Source organism: Streptosporangium sp. LJ11 (genome assembly GCF_051918945.1).
Classification (GTDB): domain Bacteria; phylum Actinomycetota; class Actinomycetes; order Streptosporangiales; family Streptosporangiaceae; genus Streptosporangium.
In genome coordinates this window covers 34,128-52,668 of record NZ_JBPXMB010000011.1, presented here as the reverse complement: position 1 = coordinate 52,668, position 18,541 = coordinate 34,128, and the positions used below count along the sequence as shown (strand labels likewise).

The window sequence follows — 18,541 nt, the reverse complement described above, 5'->3', positions numbered from 1 at the left end:
ATGGCAGCTGTTTTGGCGTTAACAACAACCGCATGCTCCGCCGCATATCACGTGTCGGGATTAGACTGCCTCAGTGACCCCACCGAACAGATGGCAAATCGAGCGAAAGAAGAAAAAATTCTAGACCGCCCTCCGCCCAATACCCTCCCGATCACCGAAGAGTACACATCATTGGCCTGCGAAGACGACAACAGCATTGCCGAGGTCGGCCGCCGCTATCGATTCACAAGCCCACCCGCAACAATTTCATCTCATTACGAAAAAGAAGCAAGTGCGACTGGATGGCGCTTAATAAGGGACGGGAAGAAGGATGTCAACAAGCGCCTCGGATCCAAGGAAGATTGGCCTTCAGACACATGCTACATAAAAGATCTTGGAGATTTTGATGCAAATCTAGAGCTCAGTTTCGACTACTGGTCCGATGACGTAGAAAAGGATCCGTCCACAAAAACATACTGGCTTGAAATTTCTTTTTCTCCGGATGGCGGAAATTGTCAATCCACGAACAGTTCCGGAAAATGAAACAAATAGGACCCCGACTCGTCGAGAATTTGATCCATTGAAAACCGTCTGGCCGCGAAGCGGGCGGAAACCCGTCCACGGTCTCGCGGATGCCGGCCAAGTCCAGGGCCCGCAGCTGAAGTCAGGGTTGGGGCAGGTGGAGGCCCAGAACCGTCTCAGCGGCGAACGCGCTGGTCAGGAAGCGGATGAACTGATCGACGGTGTGGACTGCGAGATTGGCTCAGTGAACACGTACAACCAGAACTTCGCACCCTCACCGATGTCGTCAGCCCGCGGTCCGAGAACGTAGCGCTTACCGCCGACAATGACCGCCAACGCCACGTAGACGGGCCGGTCGGCGACCTGCTGTACACGGAGAAGGCGGCGCGCCGCGACGCAGGATTTTTATCGGCGACGGAAAGGATGCTAGTGGGCCGGGGAAGGCCACCGCGTCGTCGTCGGGAACGTGTTCCGCGCGCTGAAACGCATGATGTGGCTCGGTGGCTGGGCCGACGCCGGGCGCGGTGACCGCGACCCCACGAGTTCCCCAGCGGCTCGCCGCCGCCGAGTGTGACACCCCGAACACCGCTGCTCGCGCCAGGACGCCGACGGTCTCGCCGACCCCATCAGGGAGACCATCTCTTCCGTGGGCATATTCACAAGGGCTTTCACGGACGGCAAGGCGTGAGCCCGTGACGGAATCCGGCGACGCGCATGGAAGGCCGCGGAGTGGCCCGGGGACGCCGGAAGGCGGGTGGACGTCCACCCGCCTTCCGTTGAGACCGCTACCAGAACCTAGAGCAGGGCGTTCTGGGTGAGCCAGTCCTTGGCGACCATCTCGGCGTCGTCCTTGTCGACCGCGACGCGCTTCATCAGCGCGACCAGGCCGGCGGTGTCGAGCTTGGCGGAGACCGCGTCGAGGGTCGTCTTCACGGTGTCGTTCACGCCGGCCTTGTTGACCAGGGGCGCGATGTTCTCCGCGGCGAAGGCGCTCTTGTTGTCCTGGAGGGAGACCAGGTCATTGACGATGATCTTCGGGTCGGTGGTGAAGACGTTGCCGACCTGGACGGTGCCGTCCTTGATGGCGTCGGCGGTGGCGTCGCCGGTCTTCTTCCACTCCTTGAACTCCAGGCCGTAGGTGTCCTTGAAGTTCTTCTCCTGGCGGGTCTGGAACTCCGGCGGGCCGCCCACCGAGTAGTTCTTGGCGACCTTGACCAGGTCCTCGATCGTGGTGAGGCCGTCCTTGGTGGCGGTCTCCTTGGTGACGGTCAGCGAGTTGTTGTCCTCGGCCGGGGCGGGGGTGAGGACCTCCAGCTCGGCGGGGAGCTTCTCCTTGAGACCGGCGACGACGTCGTCCTTCGACTTCGCCGTGGTCGTGTTGTCGACGAAGGCGAGCAGGGAGCCGATGTACTCCGGCAGGATGGTCAGGCCGCCGCTCTTGATCTGGTCGTACAGGACCTCGCGGCTGCCGATGTTGAACTTCTCCTCGACCTGGACGCCCTTGGCCGCCAGGGCCTGGGAGTAGATCTCGCCGAGCAGGACGTTCTCCGGGAAGTTGGCCGACCCGATGACGACCTTCCCACCGGCCGCCGGCGCGGAGGCGGACCCGGACCCGGCCGGAGCCGGGGAGGCGCTGGTGAGCGGATCTCCTCCGCCGCACGCGGTAAGTGTGAGCGCCGCGGACAGGAGGACCGCCGCGGTGCTGATCAGGCGCTTCATGGTGCTATTCCCTTCCAGAACGGGGGGTAGGAAAACTATCTGATGGCCTGGCGCTCGCTCACCCCCGGGGAGACCGTTACGCGCTGCACCAGGGTGAACCCGAGCTGGACGAGAAGCGCCAGCAGTGCTACGAGGACCGCCCCGCCGATCGTGCTCGGGAAGTTCTTGGTCGCGAGACCGTCGATGATGAAGCGGCCGAGGCCGCCCAGGCCCACGTAGGCGGCCACGGTCGCGGTCGCCACCACCTGGATCGCGGCCAGGCGCAGGCCCAGCAGGATCAGCGGCAGCGCGACCGGCACCAGCACCCGGCCGAGGACCTGCCCGCCGCGCAGGCCCATGCCGTACGCGGCGTCGCGCAGGTCGGGGTCGACCCCTCGGACGCCCTCGTAGGTGTTGACCAGGATGGGCGGTACGGCCAGCGCCACCAGCGGGATGAGCACCGGCAGGATGGTGCCGACGCCCATGAACAGGACGATGAGGACCAGCAGGCCGAGCGTCGGCAGGGCGCGGGCCGCGTTGGCGGTGAGGATGACGAGCATCGCGCCCCTGCCGGTGTGACCGATCAGCAGCCCCAGCGGTAGCGCGATCAGCATGGCGAGCAGCAGCGAGAGCCCGGCGAACTCCAGGTGTTCGAGCAGCCGGTTGGGGATCCCGTCGGGTCCCGACCAGTTGGCCGGGTCACCGAAGAAGTCGATCAGCCAGTTCACACGGCCTCCTCTGCCCGCGCCCCGCTCAGCCGGTCCGTGGGAACGGTCAGGGACCCGATCATCCGGTTCACGCGGACCCCCTTGCCCGCGACCACGGGGTGAGCAGGCGTTGCGCCAGGATCAGCAGCAGGTCGGCGACCCCCGCGAGCACCACGACCAGCACGATGCCGACGACGATCGGGGTGTAGAACTGCCGCTGCCAGCCGTCGATGAACAGGTAGCCGAGCCCGCCCCTGCCGACCAGCGCGCCGACGCTGACCAGGCTGACGCTGGCCACCGTGGCCACCCTGAGCCCGGCCAGCACGACCGGTACCGCGATCGGCAGCTCGACCTGGAGCAGCCTGCGCAGCGGCGTGAAGCCCATCGCCACCGCGGACTGCCGCACGTGGTCGGGGACCGAGCTCAGCCCGTCGACGACCGCGGGGATCAGCACCGCCATGGCGTAGAAGGTGAGCGGGACCATCACGGTCGTCCGCGTGGCGAGACCGGTGATCGGGATGAGCACGATGAAGACGGCCAGCGAGGGCAGCGAGTAGATCACGTTCATGACGCCGACGGTCGGCTGGTAGAGCCAGCGCCACCGCACCCCGGCCAGCCCGAGCGGGAGCGCGATGATCAGCCCGACCAGGATCGGCACCAGCGCCATCACGATGTGGTCCTCGAGCAGGCCCTGGATCGTGTGCCAGTTGCGCCCGATCCAGTCCCAGCGGACCAGCGGTTCCTCATCCATCGACACCTCCCGCGAGTCCGCCGGCGCCTCGCGCGGGCCTGTCGGCGGCTCCCACGGAACCGTCAACGCCCCCCGCGGGTTCGTCCGCGCCTCGCGCGGAACCGTCGCCGCCCCCCGCGGAGCCGCCGGCACCTTCCGCCGGGACATCGGCGCCTCGCGCCGGTCCGCCGACGTCTCTCACGACCCTGGTGAGCGCCTCGTCCAGTGAATCGCGGGTGGCGACGCCCACGGCCCTGCCCGACCCGTCCACCGCGACGGCGTGGCCCGAGGGGGACAGCAGCGTCGCGTCCAGCGCGGCGCGCAGCGAGTCGCGCCCGCTGACGAAGGTCCCGTACGGCGCGAGCTCCGCGTCGGCGAGGGTGCCCGGCTCGGGCAGGTCCTTGACGGCGGCCCAGCCCAGCGGCCGGCCGTCCTCGTCCGTCACGGCCAGCCACGGCTCTCCGGTGGCGCGGGCCGCGACGGCGTCGGTGGAGGCGGGCGCGAGCAGGTCGGCACGGAGCCGCACCCCCTCGTCCGAGACGAACGACAGCCGCCTGATGCCCCGGTCGCGGCCCAGGAACTCGCGGACGAAGTCGTCGGCGGGCCGGGCCAGCAGCGTCGCGGGGTCGTCGAGCTGGGCCAAGTGGCCCCCGACGCGGAGCACGGCCACCCGGTCGCCGAGCTTGACGGCCTCGTCGATGTCGTGGGTGACGAACACGATGGTCTTGTTCAGCTCGGCCTGGAGCCGCAGGAGCTCCTCCTGCAGGCTCGTGCGGACGATCGGGTCGACCGCGCTGAACGGCTCGTCCATCAGCAGCACGGGCGGGTCGGCGGCGAGCGCGCGGGCCACGCCGACGCGCTGCTGCTGCCCGCCGGAGAGCTGGAAGGGATAGCGGTCGGCCATCTTGAGGTCGAGCCCGACCCGTTCGAGCAGCTCCATCGCCCGGTCGCGGGCCTTCTTCTTGTCCCAGCCGAGCAGCAGGGGCACCGTCGCCACGTTGTCGACGATCTTGCGGTGCGGGAAGAGCCCCGCCTGCTGGATGACGTAGCCGATGCCCCTGCGCAGTGTCGGCGGGTCGATGGTCTTGACGTCGACGCCGTCGAGGAGGATCTGGCCCTCCGAGGCGTCGATCATTCTGTTGATCATGCGGAGGGACGTCGTCTTACCGCACCCCGAGGGGCCGACGAAGACGGTTATCTCCCCGGTTGGCACCTCGAGGCTTAGATTGTCCACGGCGACGGTCCCGTCGGCGTAGCGCTTGGTGACACCGTTGAATGTGATCATGCGCAACCTCTTGTTTTCGCAGGGTTACGGCCCCCCTGCCCCAACCGTCCCCATGATCCCGCACGGGTCAGCCTATGCCCCACTTCTCCGATCTGTCTTCCAGGCTTTCCCGGACCGGCTCCGAAGCAGATCCACAAGTGTATTTCTCAACAAAAGGGCATTGAGTAGTGCGGGAGGTGCCCATGACTTGACATGATTACCCACATCGCTGGAGTCGATCCCTCTGGCACCGTACGTCACAGGCCTCACAGCCACTCCGACTCTCCACCACGCTCGCCGAACCACCAGAGGAACCGGTCCAGTGACTCAACCGCTCCTCGGTCAACGCTCGCGCGTCGAACTCATCGCCGAGCTCTATGACCGCCACGCAGCAGGGCTGTTCGCCTACTCCCACGACCAGCTGGGCAACGCGGACTCGGCCTCCGACGTCCTGGTGGCCGTCCTCTCGGGCGTCTCGGACGCCGAACCGCCGCGCGCCGCGCTGTACGCGCTCGCCCGCCGCGAGATCTTCCTGCGCGACATCGTCTACTCGCCCCCCGCCATCGGTCTCGACCCGGTCGCGGCCCTCGTCGAGCGCGTCCTGGGCGACCTGCGCACGCACCAGCGTGAGGTGCTGTACCTGTCGGGCGTGTGCGAGATGGACGCCTCCGAGCTGTCCTGGGTGCTCGACGTGGCCGTCGACACCGCCGACGAGCTGACGGTGAGCGCCTGCCGCCGCTTCGCCCAGTCGCTGGGCTACGCCCTGGCCTCGGCCAGGGTCCCCGAGAACATGACGGAGGTGTTCGGCGCCCTCGCCGTCGCCCCGGTCCGCGACGTGCTCAACCTCGCCTCCTGGGCCACTCCCCCGGCGGGACTTCGCGCCGCCGTGCTCGGGCCCCAGGCACCGCCCGCCGTTCCGGTCGCCAGACGGTCGATGTCCCCGCTGATCAGGCAGCTGTGGCCGACGACGCCCGCGTGGCCGCTGCCGCTCGCGGAGACCGGCGTCCCGACCGGTCCGCCGATCGGCGCCTCGGCCTTCCCCGTGCCGGACCTGCCGGACCATATGGCGGAGGACCGCTTCCCCGACCCCTTCGCACCGCGGGATCCCGACGCCGTCTCCACCTACGAGGCCACCACGGAGCCGATGCCCAGGCTCGGCGACTCGGTGCTCACCGCCCTGGACACCGCGGCCCTGCGGCCACGCCGCCGCCTCCAGCGCCCCCGGCCGCGCCGGGCGGCACCGCTTCCGGCCCCGATTCCCGGGGACGTGCTGGACGACGCCCCCGGGCGGGAGGACTTCTTCCGCCCGCTCACCCCGGAGGCACGGGCGGCCCGCGTCCACACCGACAGGCTCGTCGCCGCCGCCCCCCGCACCGAGGCCCCGCCCGCCGACCACACCGGGACGCCGGCCGCCGACCACACCGGGACGCCGGCCGCGGAGACGCCGCGGAGCCCTGTTCCCGCCGTTCCCGCCGTTCCCGCCGTTCCCGCCGCCGAGACCCCCCGCACCCCGCTCACCGTCGTCCCGCCCCTCGGCAACCCCGAGCACCTCGGGAACCCCGGGCACCTCGGCGACGTGCTGGACGACGGCCTCGGTGACGTGCTGGACGACGGCCTCGGTGACGTGCTGGACGACGCGCGTCCCCTTCCCGGCTGGCCCCTGCAGACCGACCAGCTCGACGCCCTCGCCGACCGCGAGCGCCACCGGCCCGCTCCGGCGCCCTTCCCCGCGCGAGAAGCCGGGCGGCACGCGTCCGCCGCCGACGACCGTCCCCGGCTCTCGCTCCCCGTCTGGACCACGCGGACGGAGAACCCCCCGCCTCCGGCGGAACGCCCCGAGCCCCCGCTGCCCGCCCCGGCCCCCCGGGCCGCCGATCCGGTCCGGCCCTCCGCCGTCGACTGGTTCGCCGACGTCCCTCCCTCCGGCGCCCGGACCCGCGAGACCCCGACCGCCCTTCCTGTCTGGTCCCCCCGGACCGACCACCTCCGCACCCCCGCCGGTCGCGCCCAGTTGCGTCTGCCCCGCTGGGTCATGCGCGAGGACCAGCCCGGCGACGCCCCCGACCGGACCGCCCCGCCCAACCACACCCTGACGCCGTACGACGCGCCGCTGGACGACGCGGCGACCATGCCGGGGAACGGGTTCGCGGCGATACCCCCGGCACCCCCGGCACCCCCGGCGCCCCTGGCCTCCGCGCCGTCCGCGCCGTCCGCGCCGCATCCGGCGCCCGAGGAGACCTCCCCCTCCGGCCGGACGTCCCGCAAGCGCGGGGGGGACCGGGCACCACGCAGCCACAAGGCGATGAAGAACGCGACCCATCACGACTGGGCCTGGGAGGTGATCGGCTTCGTCATCGCGGTGACGATCGCCATGATCGTCTTCTTCGCGGTACCGATGATGTCCACCCCGTAGGCCCTCCCGGAATCCCCGGGGCCTTTCCGTACTCCCGCCCGGCCGCGCCGGTGTGGCCGGGTGCTCAGAGCCAGCGTTCGGTGGCGGCGCGCCAGGCCAGCTGCATGCGGGTCTGGGCGCCGGCGAGTTCCATGATGTGCGAGACGCGCCGCTGCACGGTCCGCTGACTGACGCCCAGCCGGGTGGCGATCGACTTGTCCGGTACGCCCGCGACCAGCAACGAGACCAGGGAGAGGTCGTCGGAACCGAGCGGGCAGGGCGTCGTCCCCTCGGTGACGGCACCGTCCTCGGCGATCCGCAACGGCGTCGCCCGCTCCCAGCAGCCCTCGAAGAGGGCGATCAGCGCCTCCAGCAGCTGGTCGCCACGGACCAGCGCCGCCGTCGGTTCCGAGGTTCCCTCCTCCCGCGCCACCGGGATCACGGCGACCTCCCGGTCGACGACCGTCAGCCACACCGGCAGGCAGGGCGCGACCCTGGCCTGCTCGCCCAGTTTGGCCGCGTACGCCACGTTGGCCGGCATGCCCTGCTCCTCCAGCAGGGGCCCCTCGTAGATCACCCGATACTCGACCCCGCGGCGCAGCGCGTCCGGCTCGGCGAGGTTCTCCTCCGCGGGCGACACGACCGCGCGGCCCTGCCGAAGGCAGAGGACCTCGTGGCGGGCGTTCTCCTGCAGGTGGTCGAGGTGCTCCCGGAGCACGACGCGGTTCGGCAGGACCTCGATCAATCGGCCGGCGTCGCGGCGGCGGGCGCCCTCCCGGTACTCCTCGGAGAGCCGGTCCACCTCGCGCCGCGCCCAGTCGAGCGCCTGCTGGTGACGGAGGAGCTGTGAACCCAGCACGATGTCCGGCGCCACGGCCGTGAACCGCCGCCTGCCGGGACCGACCGTCCTGACCAGCCCCCTGACCCGCATGGACACCAGCACCGTCTCGGCCGTCTCGGCGTCGACACCCAGGTTCCCCACGAGGTCGGCGACCTCCGCCTCGGCGGTGGTGACCAGGAACCGGTAGACGCGCTCCTCCACGGGATCGAGTCCGAGGGATTCCAACATGACGCACATGATGACATCCGAAACGCCAGCGAAAGTTACATTCACCGTCTAACCGGACTTATATCGCCATTGTGAATTAACCGGGCGTGGGTCATATCGGGCGTGGAACGCACCACCCCCGCGACGGTGGAAATCGAGGGCGATCGGGGTTGTGACAACGATCTGTCAAGGCTAGTATCACGGCAACTCTTAGGAAACTTTCTTAAGAGAAAGTTAAGGCGGGAGCCTTCGTGGCCCCTGGTGAACCGTTCGAACCGACCAGGAGCTGCGCGAACCTCGATGACACGATCCGTCGTCACCCGCAGGTCCGGCCGCCCGGACGTCTCACACCGTCCGGAACCCGCAACGGAACCGGTAATGCGGAGCCTGCCGTCCTTACTCGCCCTGACTGGATTTGCAAGCCTCTCGCGCGAGCCACTCGCGCCCCGGTAGCACGGAATCTCGAACCTCTGCGGCCCCCACCGCACGAAGGAGTGATCAAGTGTTGAGACAGCGCATCATGGCCGCCCTCGCCGCCCTGACGGTCACGGGCGTGCTCGCGGTCGCCCTGCCGATGGCCTCGGCGTCCTCGGCGTCCTTAGCGTCCTCCGCCGCCGCGGCGGCCTGCGTGACCCCGTGGAACTCCTCGGCGGTCTACACCAACGGCATGACCGCCTCCCACAACGGCCGCAACTGGTCGGCGAAGTGGTGGACCCAGAACGAGGCCCCCGGCACCGCCGACGTGTGGGCGGACCAGGGCGCATGCGGCGGCGGCACGACGCCTCCCCCGGGCAGCTGCAGCCACCCGAACTGGGCGGCGGGCACCTGGTATCCCGCCGGGAGCATCGTCAAGTACACCGACGGCCGGTTCTACCGAGCCAAGAACGAGAACCCCGGCTACGACCCGGTGATCAGCACCTGGTACTGGGAGCCGTACACCTGCGGCGGCACGACGCCTCCCCCCACGAACCCGCCCACCTCGGGCTTCGTCGTGAGCGAGGCCCAGTTCAACCAGATGTTCCCGAGCCGGAACTCGTTCTACACCTACAGCGGCCTGACCGCGGCGCTGAGCGCCTACCCGGGCTTCGCGAAGACCGGCAGTGACACCGTCAGGAGGCAGGAGGCGGCCGCCTTCCTCGCCAACGTCAACCACGAGACCGGCGGCCTGGTCCACGTCGTGGAGCAGAACACCGCGAACTATCCGCACTACTGCGACGCGAGCCAGCCGTACGGCTGCCCCGCGGGCCAGGCGGCCTACTACGGGCGCGGCCCGATCCAGCTGAGCTGGAACTTCAACTACAAGGCGGCGGGCGACGCGCTCGGCATCAACCTGCTCGGCAACCCGTACCTGGTCCAGAACGACGCGGCGGTGGCCTGGAAGACCGCCCTGTGGTACTGGAACACCCAGAACGGCCCCGGCACCATGACGCCGCACGACGCGATGGTCAACAGCCGTGGCTTCGGCGAGACGATCCGCAGCATCAACGGCAGCCTGGAGTGCAACGGCAGGAACCCCGCGCAGGTGCAGAGCCGGATCAACGCCTACCAGCGCTTCGTGCAGATCCTCGGCACCACCCCCGGCGGCAACCTGAGCTGCTGAGCCGCCGGACGACCGGACGGCCGGTCATTCGACGGCCGCCGCGCGCCCGGCCTCCACCCCGGGCGCGCGGCCCCGCGGACCGTCCCCCGGGACGCGCGAACCCATGAGGCGGCGGCTCACACGGGCGACCCCACCTGGACGCCTTCGCGCCGGCCGCACGGCCCCGGACCGTCCCGCGGGGCACCGGGTCACTCCGACGACAGGACCAGCCCGCTGGTCGGCACACCCGTGCCGGCGGTGACCAGCACGTTCCGCACCCCGGCCACCTGGTTGGCCGAGGTGCCCCTGATCTGCCTGACGGCCTCGGCGATGCCGTTCATGCCGTGGATGTACGCCTCCCCCAGCTGGCCGCCGTGCGGGTTGACCGGGAGACGGCCGTCGATCTCGATGCCGCCCCCGGCCACGTAGTCGCGGGCCTCGCCGCGCCCGCAGAAGCCCAGCTCCTCCAGCTGGGTGAGGACGAACGGGGTGAAGTGGTCGTACAGGATGGCCGTCTGCACGTCCGAGGGTCCGAGTCCCGACTGCTTCCAGAGCTGGCGGCCGACCACCCCCATCTCCGGCAGGCCGGTCATGTCGTCGCGGTAGTAGCTGGTCATCATCATCTGGTCGGCGCCCGCCCCCTGGGCGGCGGCGGTGATCACGGCGGGTGACCTGCGCAGGTTCCTGGCCCGCTCGGCGGAGGTGACCACCAGCGCCACCGCGCCGTCGCTCTCCTGGCAGCAGTCGAGCAGGTGCAGCGGCTCCACGATCCACTTGGACGCCTGGTGCTCCTCCAGGGTGATCGGGCGACCGTGGAACCACGCGGCCGGGTTGGTGGAGGCGTGCCTGCGCATCGCGACCGCCACCCGCCCGAAGTCCTCGGAGGTGGCCCCGTACGCGTGCATGTAGCGCCGGGCGAACATGGCGACCCAGGCGGCGGGGGTCATCAGCCCGTACGGCACGTGCCAGCTCATCTCCAGCCCCTGGGACGAGGGCTCGCCGCCGATGCGGGCGTCGGGCTGGCCGAACCTGTTCCCCGAGCGCTCGTTGAACGCCCGGTAGCAGACCACGGTCTCGGCGACCCCGGTGGCGACGGCCATCGCCGCGTGCAGCACGGTCCCGCACGCCGCGCCGCCGCCGTAGTGGACGCGGGAGAAGAACGACAGGTCGCCGATGCCCACCTCGCGGGCCACGGCGATCTCCTGGTTGGCGTCCTGGGTGTAGGTGACGAGGCCGTCCACGTCCGAGGGCGCGAGACCCGCGTCGTCGAGCGCCGCGAACACCGCCTCGGCCGCCAGCTGGAGCTCGGACCTGCCCGACTGCTTGGAGAACTCGGTCGCGCCGATCCCGGCGACGGCCGTGCTCCCGGAGAAGGAGACCACGGTGGTGGGGGCCTTTCTGTGTTTCCGCCTTCTCGCCGCCGCTGGGGCGCGGTCAGCGGGAGGGGAGGGCGAACCTGACGGTGCCCGAGACGTGGTCGCCGAGGCTGACCCCGCCGCGGACCTCGACGGTGAACTCGCCGTCCTCGCAGGCGACCACGCTGCCGGTGAAGGCCAGCCTGTCGCCCGCGTACGCGGGGACGCCGAGCTTGACGTTGATGCCGCGGATGATCGCCTCGGGTCCGGCCCAGTCGGTGACGTAGCGCTCGACGAGACCCATGGTGGTCAGGATGTTGAGGAAGATGTCCTTCGACCCCTGCGCCCTCGCGCCCTCGACGTCGTGGTGGACGGGGGTGAAGTCCATGGTCGCGAGCGCGGTCGACACGACCACGGTGGGGCTCAGATCGATCGCGAGCTCGGGAAGCGGAGCTCCGACCCGCACCTCGTCGTCGGTAAGTGTCCGCATCACGCCTCCAGGGGGACCCACATGGGCAGGATCAGCTCGTCGTCCATTCGGCGGTACGTCAGGCGCACCGGCATACCGATACCCACCCGCGAAGCGTCGCAGTCCACCACGTTGCCCACGATCCGCACACCTTCCGGCAGTTCCACCACGGCGACCACGAAAGGTGTCCGGTGTCCCGGAACCGGCGGGTTGTGGTGGACGACGTAGCTGTACACCTCGCCCTCGCCGCTCGCCGTCACGAACGTGCGAGCGGCGGAGCGGCACGAGGGGCAGACCGGTCCCGGCGGGTGGCGAAGCTCGCCGCAGTCGGCGCACTTCTGGATCCGCAGCTCGCCCGCGGCGACCCCCTCCCAGAAGAAGGCGGTGTCGGCGTTGATCGCGGGTCTCAGCGGGTACGGCGTGCGCGGGGACGCGTCCCCGCGCGCCGTGGTCGCGTCCCCGCCCGGTCCCCCGGCCCGCTCCCCGGGCAGGAACTTCAGTACCCGGAACAGCATGTCGGCCACGGCCTCGCCGCCGGCGTACCAGGTGACGTTCCAGGTGACGAAGTAGCCCTCACCGAGCGCGGTCCGCTTCGGCCCGGTGATACCGGTCAGCCGGGTGGCCGGAACCAGGGACTCGCCGAGCCTCACGTAGCGGTGGTAGGTCTGCTCGCAGTTGGTGGCGACCACGCCGGTGTAGCCGTTGCCGTCCAGCGTCGCGAGCACGGCGTCGACCGGCGTGCCCGGCCGCTTCCTCCTGCTCCCGTCCACGCCGGGCATGGTCCAGACCTGGATCATCGCCGGTGGGGCCACGATCCCCCCGTGCACCCCGGCGGCGGCGGCCTCGGGGTCGGTGTAGAGCGGGTTGGCGTCGCCCATGGCGTCGGTCCAGTGCCGGATCATCGGGAGGTTCACCGGGTCCGCCTCCGCGACGCCGAGCACCTCGCCCTCGGCGATCTGCCGCTCGGCCAGGGCGGTGAGCCGTTCGTGCAGGGAGGCGGGCTCCGCCGTCGCGGGGGTCGGATTCGTCGCGGAGGTCGGGTTCGTCTGGGTGGTCGGGTCCGTCGGAGGGGTCTCGGTCATCGGGGCGGCCTCGGCAGGCTCAGGCCGAGCATGGCGATGAGCTCGCGCTGGACCTCGTTGACCCCGCCGCCGAAGGTGAGCACCAGCCCGCCCTTGGCACCGCGGTCGACGCGCCGCATCAGGTCCGCGGTGTCCGGGTCCGACGGGTCGCCGAAGCGGGCCAGGACCTCGCCGACGATCCTGCCGACGTCCTGCAGCCGCTCGGAGCCGTACACCTTGGTGGCCGAGGCGTCGGGGGCGCCCAGCCAGCCGAGGTCCATGTTGGCCGCGACCTGCCAGTTCAGCAGTTCGTTGGTCCGGAAGTAGGCGTAGACCTGGCCGAGCGCCCTGCGGACCGCGGGCTCCTCGATCGTGCCGGTGCGACGGGCCCAGGCCAGGAACCGGTCGTAGGTGTGGGCGAGGTTGCCCGCCGGGCCGAGCGTGACCCGCTCGTGGTTGAGCTGGTTGACGATCAGGTCCCAGCCCTTGTTCTCCTCCCCCACGACCATGTCCACCGGCACCCGTACGTCGGAGTAGTAGGTGGAGTTGGTGTGGTGGTTCCCGTCCATCGTGATGATCGGGGTCCACGAGTAGCCGGGGTCGGAGCAGTCGACGATCATCATCGTGATCCCCCGGTGCTTCTTCGCGTCCGGGTCGGTGCGGGCGGCGAGCCAGATGTACTGGGAGTAGTGGCCACCCGAGGTGAAGATCTTCTGCCCGTTGACGACGTAGTGGTCGCCGTCGCGGACCGCGGTGGTGCGCAGGGCCGCCAGGTCGGTGCCCGCCCCGGGCTCGCTGTAGCCGATCGCGAAGTGGCACTCCCCGGCCAGGATCTGCGGCAGGAAGAACTCCTTCTGCGCCGCCGTCCCGTACTGCATGAGGGTCGGGCCGACGGTCTGCACGGTGATGATCGGGTACGGCACCTCGGCGCGGGCGATCTCGTTGGCGAAGATCTGCTGTTCCAGCGGGCCGTACCCGCCGCCGCCGTACTCCTTGGGCCAGCCGAGCCCGAGCTTGCCGTCGCGGCCGAGGGTACGGCAGTGCTCCATGTAGGCCTGACCGAACGGGTCGGTGGAGATCCGCGCGCGTCCCTCGGCGGTGAGACAGGACTGGAAGTACTCGCGCAGCTCGTCGCGGAGCCTCTTCTGGTCGGGAGTCAGGTCGATCAGCATCAGACGAGCGCTCCGATCGTGTCGAGCCGGGCTTCCACCCCGCCCAGCAGGTGGGCGTGGTGCTTGCCCCAGGCGAAGTAGCGGTGCAACGGGTAGGTCACGTCCACGCCGATTCCGCCGTGCAGGTGCTGGCAGGTGTAGAGCGCCCGCAGCGCCTGGTCGGTCGCGGTCAGGGCGCCGACGGCCAGGTCCGCTTCGGCCTCCTCGTCCGCGCCCTCGGCCAGCCGCCACGCTCCGGACCACACGGCCACGTCCAGGGCCCGCCCGGCGATGTAGACGTCGGCGATCTGCACGGTGACCGCCTGGAACTCGGCCAGCGCCCGGCCGAACTGCTTGCGCGTCCTGATGTACTCGGTGGTGAGCGCCAGCGCCCCGGCCAGCACGCCGGAGGTGACGGCGATGTTCCCGGCCAGTGCCAGCCTGCGCAGGCCGTCGGCCGCCGTACCGTCCTCGGCCCCGACGAGCTCGCCCGGGGTGGCCTCCAGGGCGAGCGCGGCGGCGGGTTCGCCGGTGGAGGTCGGCACCGGCCGCAGGCCCGCCCGGGCCGGGTCCACCAGGAACAGGCCGACCCCGGCGGCGGTCGCGGCGGGAACCAGGACCCTCGCCGCCTGGGCGGCGTAGGGCGTGGTGCCCTTGGCGCCGTCCAGCACCCATCCGGCGCCGTCCCTGCGGGCGGTCGTGACCGGCGGGGCGGCGAGGTCGCCGAAGTCACGGCCCGGCTCGGAGGGGGCCACGGCCAGTGAGATCTCGCCGTCGGCCAGCGGGGCCAGTGCCTCGCGCTGCTCCCGGGAGCCGTACCTGGTGATCACCTGCGCCGCGACCAGGCTCTGCTCGGCGGGGACCGGTGCCACGTGGGCGCCGATCTCCCGCAGGACGACCGCCATCTCCACCGGTCCGAGTCCCGCGCCTCCGGCCTCCTCGGGCAGGACGGCACCGAGCAGCCCGGCCCCGGCGAGGGAGCGCCACAGGGCGGTGTCGTAGGACGCGCCGCTCTTCTCGTGGGCTTCGAGCCTGCTCGAGGTCACCTCCTTGCCGAGGAGGTCGACCGCGAGTTTGCGCAGATCGGTCTGTGTCTCGTCGAGATTGAAGTCCACTGGCGCTCCAGGGTTTCTGTCGGCCGCTTCGCCCTTCCGGAAAGTAGAACAGATTCTATTCTGTGTCCAGAGCCAGCTAATCGCAATAAGTCACCGAATAACCGCCGCACCGCATATGCCATGTAAGCGTGGGGCATCTTTGTGACTGGCGAGTAACCCATCGGAGTATCCTGAAATCAGATAACGTGTTCTCATGCGCACCTCGCATGTGACCACCGATACGCCGGTCATCCCGCACCGGACCGGAAGGCACGCCCCGAGCGACGCCGATCCGGCCACGACCGAGGGGGCATCCGGCATGCAGAGCGAATCGGCGTCCACAGGTGTCCGCACCAGGAGTCAGCACCAGCGACGCAAGCGCATCGTCCAGGCCGCCGCCGCCCTCGCCTCGCGGGGCGGCGTCGAGGCGATGCAGATGCGGACCGTCGCCGAGCGTGCCGGGGTCGCGCTCGGAACGCTCTACCGATACTTCCCCTCCAAGATGGATCTCGTCGTCGCCGTCGTCGGCGAGGAGATCGAACTCCTGGAGACCAGCATCGAGCGCCGCCCGCCCAACGCCACCACGGCCTCGGGCCGGGCCGTCGACGTCCTGATGCGCGCCACCCGGGGCCTGATGCGCGAGCCCGAGCTCGCCGACGCGCTCATCCGCTCGTTGATCATGGCCGATGTCGACATACCGTTCGGCGACCGCATGGCGGGCCTGCTGCTCCGCGTCGCCGGGGACGACCTCACCGTCGAGACCGCCACCGAGGAGCAGTTCGCCCTGGCGGGCTCGCTGTCCAGCGTCTGGGTGCACGAACTCATGGAGATGCTCAGGGGCCGGCGCACGTACGAGCAGATCCAGCGCCGCATCGAGATCGCCGCCGGACGCCTGCTGGCCGACTTCCGGTCCTCCCCCTCCGGCTGAGTCCGCCCCCGTCCCACCGGACCGGAGGCGCTGTTGCCGGAGGCCCCGTGCCACCGGAGGCGCTGTTCGCCGGAGCCCCTGCCACCGGAAACCCCGCCGCTCCTTCCGCCTGAAACTAGAACCCGTTACAGTCGGTGGCGGAAGCGACTAGAGCGACGTTCTGGAGCGACGCGCGAGCGGGCGGATCGGCGGGAACGGCCGCCCGGCGGCCGCGAGCTCCGACCCGGATGGCGAGGAGATCGTTATGGGTGCGGTGATCGTCGAGGCCGTGAGGACCCCGATCGGCAGGCGCAACGGATGGCTCGCCGGGCTGAAGCCGCAGGCGGTCCTCGCCGCGGCGCTCAACGGCCTGATCGGCAGATCGGGCATCGATCCCGCCGCCGTGGAGCAGGTTTTCGCCGGATGCGTCACGCAGGCCGGAGAGCAGGGCGGCCATGTCGGGCGGCACGCCTGGCTCTACGCCGGGCTGCCGTACCAGACGGGCGTGACCACGGTCGACGCGCAGTGCGGCTCCTCGCAGCAGGCGGTGCACCTGGTCGCGGCGCTCATCCAGGCCGGGGTCATCGACGTCGGCGTGGCCTGCGGCGTCGAGGTGATGAGCCGGGCGCCGCTCGGTTCCAACGTGCTGCCCGCCGATCCCCGGCCCGACGACTGGGCCATCGACCTGCCCGACCAGTTCACCGCCGCCGAGCGGATCGCGCGGCGGCGCGGGCTGACCCGCGAGCGGCTCGACCGGTTCGGCGCCAGGTCCCAGCGCCTGGCCGCGGAGGCGTGGGCCCGGGGACGCTTCGACCGGGAGGTCGTCCCGGTGACCGCGCCGGTCCTCGGCCAGGACGGGGTGCCCACCGGCGAGACCCGCGTCGTCGACAGGGACCAGGGACTGCGCGAGACCACCGTCGAGGGGCTGGCCGGGCTCAGGCCCGTCATGGGCGAGGACGGCATGCACACGGCGGGCACCTCCTCGCAGATCTCCGACGGCGCGGCGGCGGTGCTCCTCATGAGCGAGGAGGCCGCCGCCCGGCACGGCCTGCGGCCCCGGGCGCGCGTCCTCGCCCAGGCGCTCGTCGGCTCCGAGCCGTACTACCACCTGGACGGGCCGGTGGACGCGACCGCCAGGGTGCTGGCCGCGACCGGGATGAGTACGGCCGACATCGACAGGTTCGAGGTGAACGAGGCTTTCGCCTCGGTGGTCTTATCCTGGGCATCGGTGCACAAGCCGGACATGGAACGGGTCAACGTCAACGGCGGCGCCATAGCGCTCGGCCATCCGGTCGGAGCGACCGGATCCCGACTGATCACCACCGCCCTGCACGAGCTTGAGCGGTCCGACTCCTCGACCGCGCTGGTGTCGATGTGCGCGGGCGGGGCGCTCGCGACCGCGACCGTCCTGGAGCGCCTCTGAACGGCATCGCCGCCCCGGGACACCCGCGAACGGCGCCGATCCCCTGGAGCGTCTTGAGCGGCGCCGCACAAGGAGCACCACCGTTGAAATCCCGCAGGCCGCACAAGGAGCGCCACCGTTGAAATCCCTCCGCAGGCCGTACAGCGAGCAGCGCCCGTTCGACACCGGCGGCGGGGTGTGGAGCGTGCCCGTCCCGATCCCGGGCAACCCGCTCGGCTACACGCTCGTCTACGCGATCGAGTCCCCCGCCGGTCCCGTGCTGGTCGACGCGGGCTGGAACGCCCCCGAGGCGTGGCTGGCGCTGCGCGACGGGCTGGGGGCGGTCGGCATGGACGTCCGCGACGTGCGCGGCGTGGTCGTGACCCACTTCCATCCCGACCACGCCGGGCTGGCCGGTCAGGTCAGGGAGGAGTCCGGCGCGTGGATCGCCATGCACGAGGCCGACGCCGCGCTGATCGGGTTCATGCGGAACTTCCAGGGGGACGCGCACCGCGACTTCCAGGCCGACATGCTGCGCCGGGCGGGAGCGGGCACCGTCGAGGTGGAGGAGGTGACGGGGAACCGGCCGCAGCCGCCCGCGGTACCCGACCGCGTCCTCACCGACGGCGACCTGATCGACCTGCCGGGGCGCAGGCTCCGGACGATCTGGACGCCCGGTCACACGCCCGGCCACGTCTGCCTGCACCTTGAGGACGCCGACCGGATCTTCACCGGGGACCACGTGCTGCCGGCGATCACGCCGCACATCGGGATCTACCCGTACGACCGCGCGGACGTGGATCCGCTCAGCGACTTCCTGGAGTCGCTGGAGAAGGTGAAGGGCCTGGGCCGGCTCGAAGCTCTCCCCGCCCATGAATGGATATTTCAGGACACGGGGGCTCGGGCGACGGAGATCGTCGTCCACCACGAGGAGAAGCTCCGACGGCTGGCCGCCCTGCTCGCCGAGGCCGAGGGACCTCTCACTATTTGGGAGATAGCTGGACGTATGACCTGGAATCGCCCGTGGGAGGACTTTCCTCCCGTACTGCGCGGGATGGCGGCCGGAGAGGCCGCGGCCCACCTGCGCACGCTGGAGGTTCGCGGAATCATCCGCCGCGCGACGGGAGTGGATCCGGTCCGGTTCGCCATACACTCATAGACATCGGATGTCTGGCGCGACCTG

The 18,541-nt window shown here is 70.5% G+C and carries 16 protein-coding genes; 6 read left to right on the top strand and 10 right to left on the bottom strand.

The genetic code is table 11. From position 1 onward, the window contains the following. Positions 1-522, top strand: a complete 522-nt coding sequence (locus tag ACTOQ3_RS17720) for a hypothetical protein (RefSeq protein WP_440084483.1) — start codon at positions 1-3, stop codon at positions 520-522. 774 nt (positions 523-1,296) lie between these two features. Here ACTOQ3_RS17720 and ACTOQ3_RS17715 read toward each other — a convergent pair. The 4 genes from ACTOQ3_RS17715 to ACTOQ3_RS17700 all read right to left on the bottom strand — a co-directional run bounded on the left by ACTOQ3_RS17715 (position 1,297) and on the right by ACTOQ3_RS17700 (position 4,921). Further along, on the bottom strand, positions 1,297-2,220 hold the full coding sequence (locus ACTOQ3_RS17715) for a glycine betaine ABC transporter substrate-binding protein (RefSeq protein ID WP_440084482.1): 924 nt from the start codon (positions 2,218-2,220) through the stop codon (positions 1,297-1,299). Positions 2,221-2,255: 35 nt separating this feature from the next. Continuing rightward, positions 2,256-2,927 carry an ABC transporter permease gene (locus ACTOQ3_RS17710; RefSeq protein ID WP_440084481.1) on the bottom strand — a complete coding sequence of 224 codons (672 nt, stop codon included), beginning with the start codon at positions 2,925-2,927 and terminating at the stop codon, positions 2,256-2,258. A gap of 67 nt (positions 2,928-2,994) precedes the next feature. Beyond that, positions 2,995-3,657: an ABC transporter permease gene (locus ACTOQ3_RS17705; RefSeq protein ID WP_440084480.1), complete on the bottom strand. Its 663-nt coding sequence runs from the start codon at positions 3,655-3,657 to the stop codon at positions 2,995-2,997. Then, positions 3,650-4,921 (bottom strand): ABC transporter ATP-binding protein, encoded by a 1,272-nt coding sequence (locus ACTOQ3_RS17700; RefSeq protein WP_440084479.1) that lies wholly within the window; start codon positions 4,919-4,921, stop codon positions 3,650-3,652. Before ACTOQ3_RS17700 ends, ACTOQ3_RS17705 begins: the two co-directional genes overlap by 8 nt. A 301-nt stretch (positions 4,922-5,222) precedes the next feature. Between ACTOQ3_RS17700 and ACTOQ3_RS17695 the strand changes: the two genes are divergently transcribed. Then, on the top strand, positions 5,223-7,313 hold the full coding sequence (locus ACTOQ3_RS17695) for an RNA polymerase sigma factor (protein WP_440084478.1): 2,091 nt from the start codon (positions 5,223-5,225) through the stop codon (positions 7,311-7,313). Positions 7,314-7,377: 64 nt separating this feature from the next. On the opposite strand, the gene ACTOQ3_RS17690 is transcribed toward ACTOQ3_RS17695, so the two are convergent. After that, the gene (locus ACTOQ3_RS17690) at positions 7,378-8,361 is read right to left on the bottom strand and encodes a helix-turn-helix domain-containing protein (protein ID WP_440084477.1); all 984 of its coding nucleotides are present in this window, start codon (positions 8,359-8,361) and stop codon (positions 7,378-7,380) included. A 481-nt stretch (positions 8,362-8,842) separates the two neighbouring features. Here ACTOQ3_RS17690 and ACTOQ3_RS17685 point away from each other — a divergent pair, with 481 nt between their 5' ends. Beyond that, positions 8,843-9,940 (top strand): glycoside hydrolase family 19 protein, encoded by a 1,098-nt coding sequence (locus ACTOQ3_RS17685; RefSeq protein WP_440084476.1) that lies wholly within the window; start codon positions 8,843-8,845, stop codon positions 9,938-9,940. A gap of 188 nt (positions 9,941-10,128) precedes the next feature. Here ACTOQ3_RS17685 and ACTOQ3_RS17680 read toward each other — a convergent pair whose 3' ends face one another. From ACTOQ3_RS17680 to ACTOQ3_RS17660, 5 genes are read right to left on the bottom strand one after another with little or no spacing between them, the layout of a single operon-like run. Continuing rightward, positions 10,129-11,301 (bottom strand): lipid-transfer protein, encoded by a 1,173-nt coding sequence (locus ACTOQ3_RS17680; protein ID WP_440084475.1) that lies wholly within the window; start codon positions 11,299-11,301, stop codon positions 10,129-10,131. Between the two features lie 52 nt (positions 11,302-11,353). Next, positions 11,354-11,764: a MaoC/PaaZ C-terminal domain-containing protein gene (locus ACTOQ3_RS17675; RefSeq protein WP_440069281.1), complete on the bottom strand. Its 411-nt coding sequence runs from the start codon at positions 11,762-11,764 to the stop codon at positions 11,354-11,356. Continuing rightward, positions 11,764-12,825 (bottom strand): bifunctional MaoC family dehydratase N-terminal/OB-fold nucleic acid binding domain-containing protein, encoded by a 1,062-nt coding sequence (locus tag ACTOQ3_RS17670; RefSeq protein WP_440084474.1) that lies wholly within the window; start codon positions 12,823-12,825, stop codon positions 11,764-11,766. Before ACTOQ3_RS17670 ends, ACTOQ3_RS17675 begins: the two co-directional genes overlap by 1 nt. Then, the gene (locus tag ACTOQ3_RS17665) at positions 12,822-13,976 is read right to left on the bottom strand and encodes an acyl-CoA dehydrogenase family protein (protein WP_440084473.1); all 1,155 of its coding nucleotides are present in this window, start codon (positions 13,974-13,976) and stop codon (positions 12,822-12,824) included. Before ACTOQ3_RS17665 ends, ACTOQ3_RS17670 begins: the two co-directional genes overlap by 4 nt. Beyond that, entirely contained in the window at positions 13,976-15,070 is a 1,095-nt protein-coding gene (locus ACTOQ3_RS17660; RefSeq protein WP_440084472.1) for an acyl-CoA dehydrogenase family protein, read from the bottom strand. Before ACTOQ3_RS17660 ends, ACTOQ3_RS17665 begins: the two co-directional genes overlap by 1 nt. Positions 15,071-15,368: 298 nt before the next feature. Between ACTOQ3_RS17660 and ACTOQ3_RS17655 the strand changes: the two genes are divergently transcribed. The 3 genes from ACTOQ3_RS17655 (at position 15,369) to ACTOQ3_RS17645 (ending at position 18,517) form a co-directional block, all read left to right on the top strand. Then, positions 15,369-15,977, top strand: coding sequence for a TetR family transcriptional regulator (locus ACTOQ3_RS17655; protein WP_440084641.1), 609 nt, complete (start codon positions 15,369-15,371; stop codon positions 15,975-15,977). A 244-nt stretch (positions 15,978-16,221) separates the two neighbouring features. Next, the gene (locus tag ACTOQ3_RS17650) at positions 16,222-17,379 is read left to right on the top strand and encodes a steroid 3-ketoacyl-CoA thiolase (protein WP_440084471.1); all 1,158 of its coding nucleotides are present in this window, start codon (positions 16,222-16,224) and stop codon (positions 17,377-17,379) included. A gap of 118 nt (positions 17,380-17,497) precedes the next feature. Beyond that, positions 17,498-18,517 carry an MBL fold metallo-hydrolase gene (locus ACTOQ3_RS17645; RefSeq protein ID WP_440084470.1) on the top strand — a complete coding sequence of 340 codons (1,020 nt, stop codon included), beginning with the start codon at positions 17,498-17,500 and terminating at the stop codon, positions 18,515-18,517. Positions 18,518-18,541 lie beyond the last annotated feature (24 nt).

Excerpts from the sequence above, each read along its gene's own strand:
- ACTOQ3_RS17720 (WP_440084483.1), top strand. The coding sequence starts at position 1 with ATGGCAGCTGTTTTGGCGTTAACAACAACCGCATGCTCCGCCGCATAT.
- ACTOQ3_RS17715 (WP_440084482.1), bottom strand. The coding sequence starts at position 2,220 with ATGAAGCGCCTGATCAGCACCGCGGCGGTCCTCCTGTCCGCGGCGCTC.
- ACTOQ3_RS17705 (WP_440084480.1), bottom strand. The coding sequence starts at position 3,657 with ATGGATGAGGAACCGCTGGTCCGCTGGGACTGGATCGGGCGCAACTGG.
- ACTOQ3_RS17700 (WP_440084479.1), bottom strand. The coding sequence starts at position 4,921 with ATGATCACATTCAACGGTGTCACCAAGCGCTACGCCGACGGGACCGTC.
- ACTOQ3_RS17690 (WP_440084477.1), bottom strand. The coding sequence starts at position 8,361 with ATGTTGGAATCCCTCGGACTCGATCCCGTGGAGGAGCGCGTCTACCGG.
- ACTOQ3_RS17675 (WP_440069281.1), bottom strand. The coding sequence starts at position 11,764 with ATGCGGACACTTACCGACGACGAGGTGCGGGTCGGAGCTCCGCTTCCC.
- ACTOQ3_RS17670 (WP_440084474.1), bottom strand. The coding sequence starts at position 12,825 with ATGACCGAGACCCCTCCGACGGACCCGACCACCCAGACGAACCCGACC.
- ACTOQ3_RS17665 (WP_440084473.1), bottom strand. The coding sequence starts at position 13,976 with ATGCTGATCGACCTGACTCCCGACCAGAAGAGGCTCCGCGACGAGCTG.
- ACTOQ3_RS17655 (WP_440084641.1), top strand. The coding sequence starts at position 15,369 with ATGCAGAGCGAATCGGCGTCCACAGGTGTCCGCACCAGGAGTCAGCAC.
- ACTOQ3_RS17650 (WP_440084471.1), top strand. The coding sequence starts at position 16,222 with ATGGGTGCGGTGATCGTCGAGGCCGTGAGGACCCCGATCGGCAGGCGC.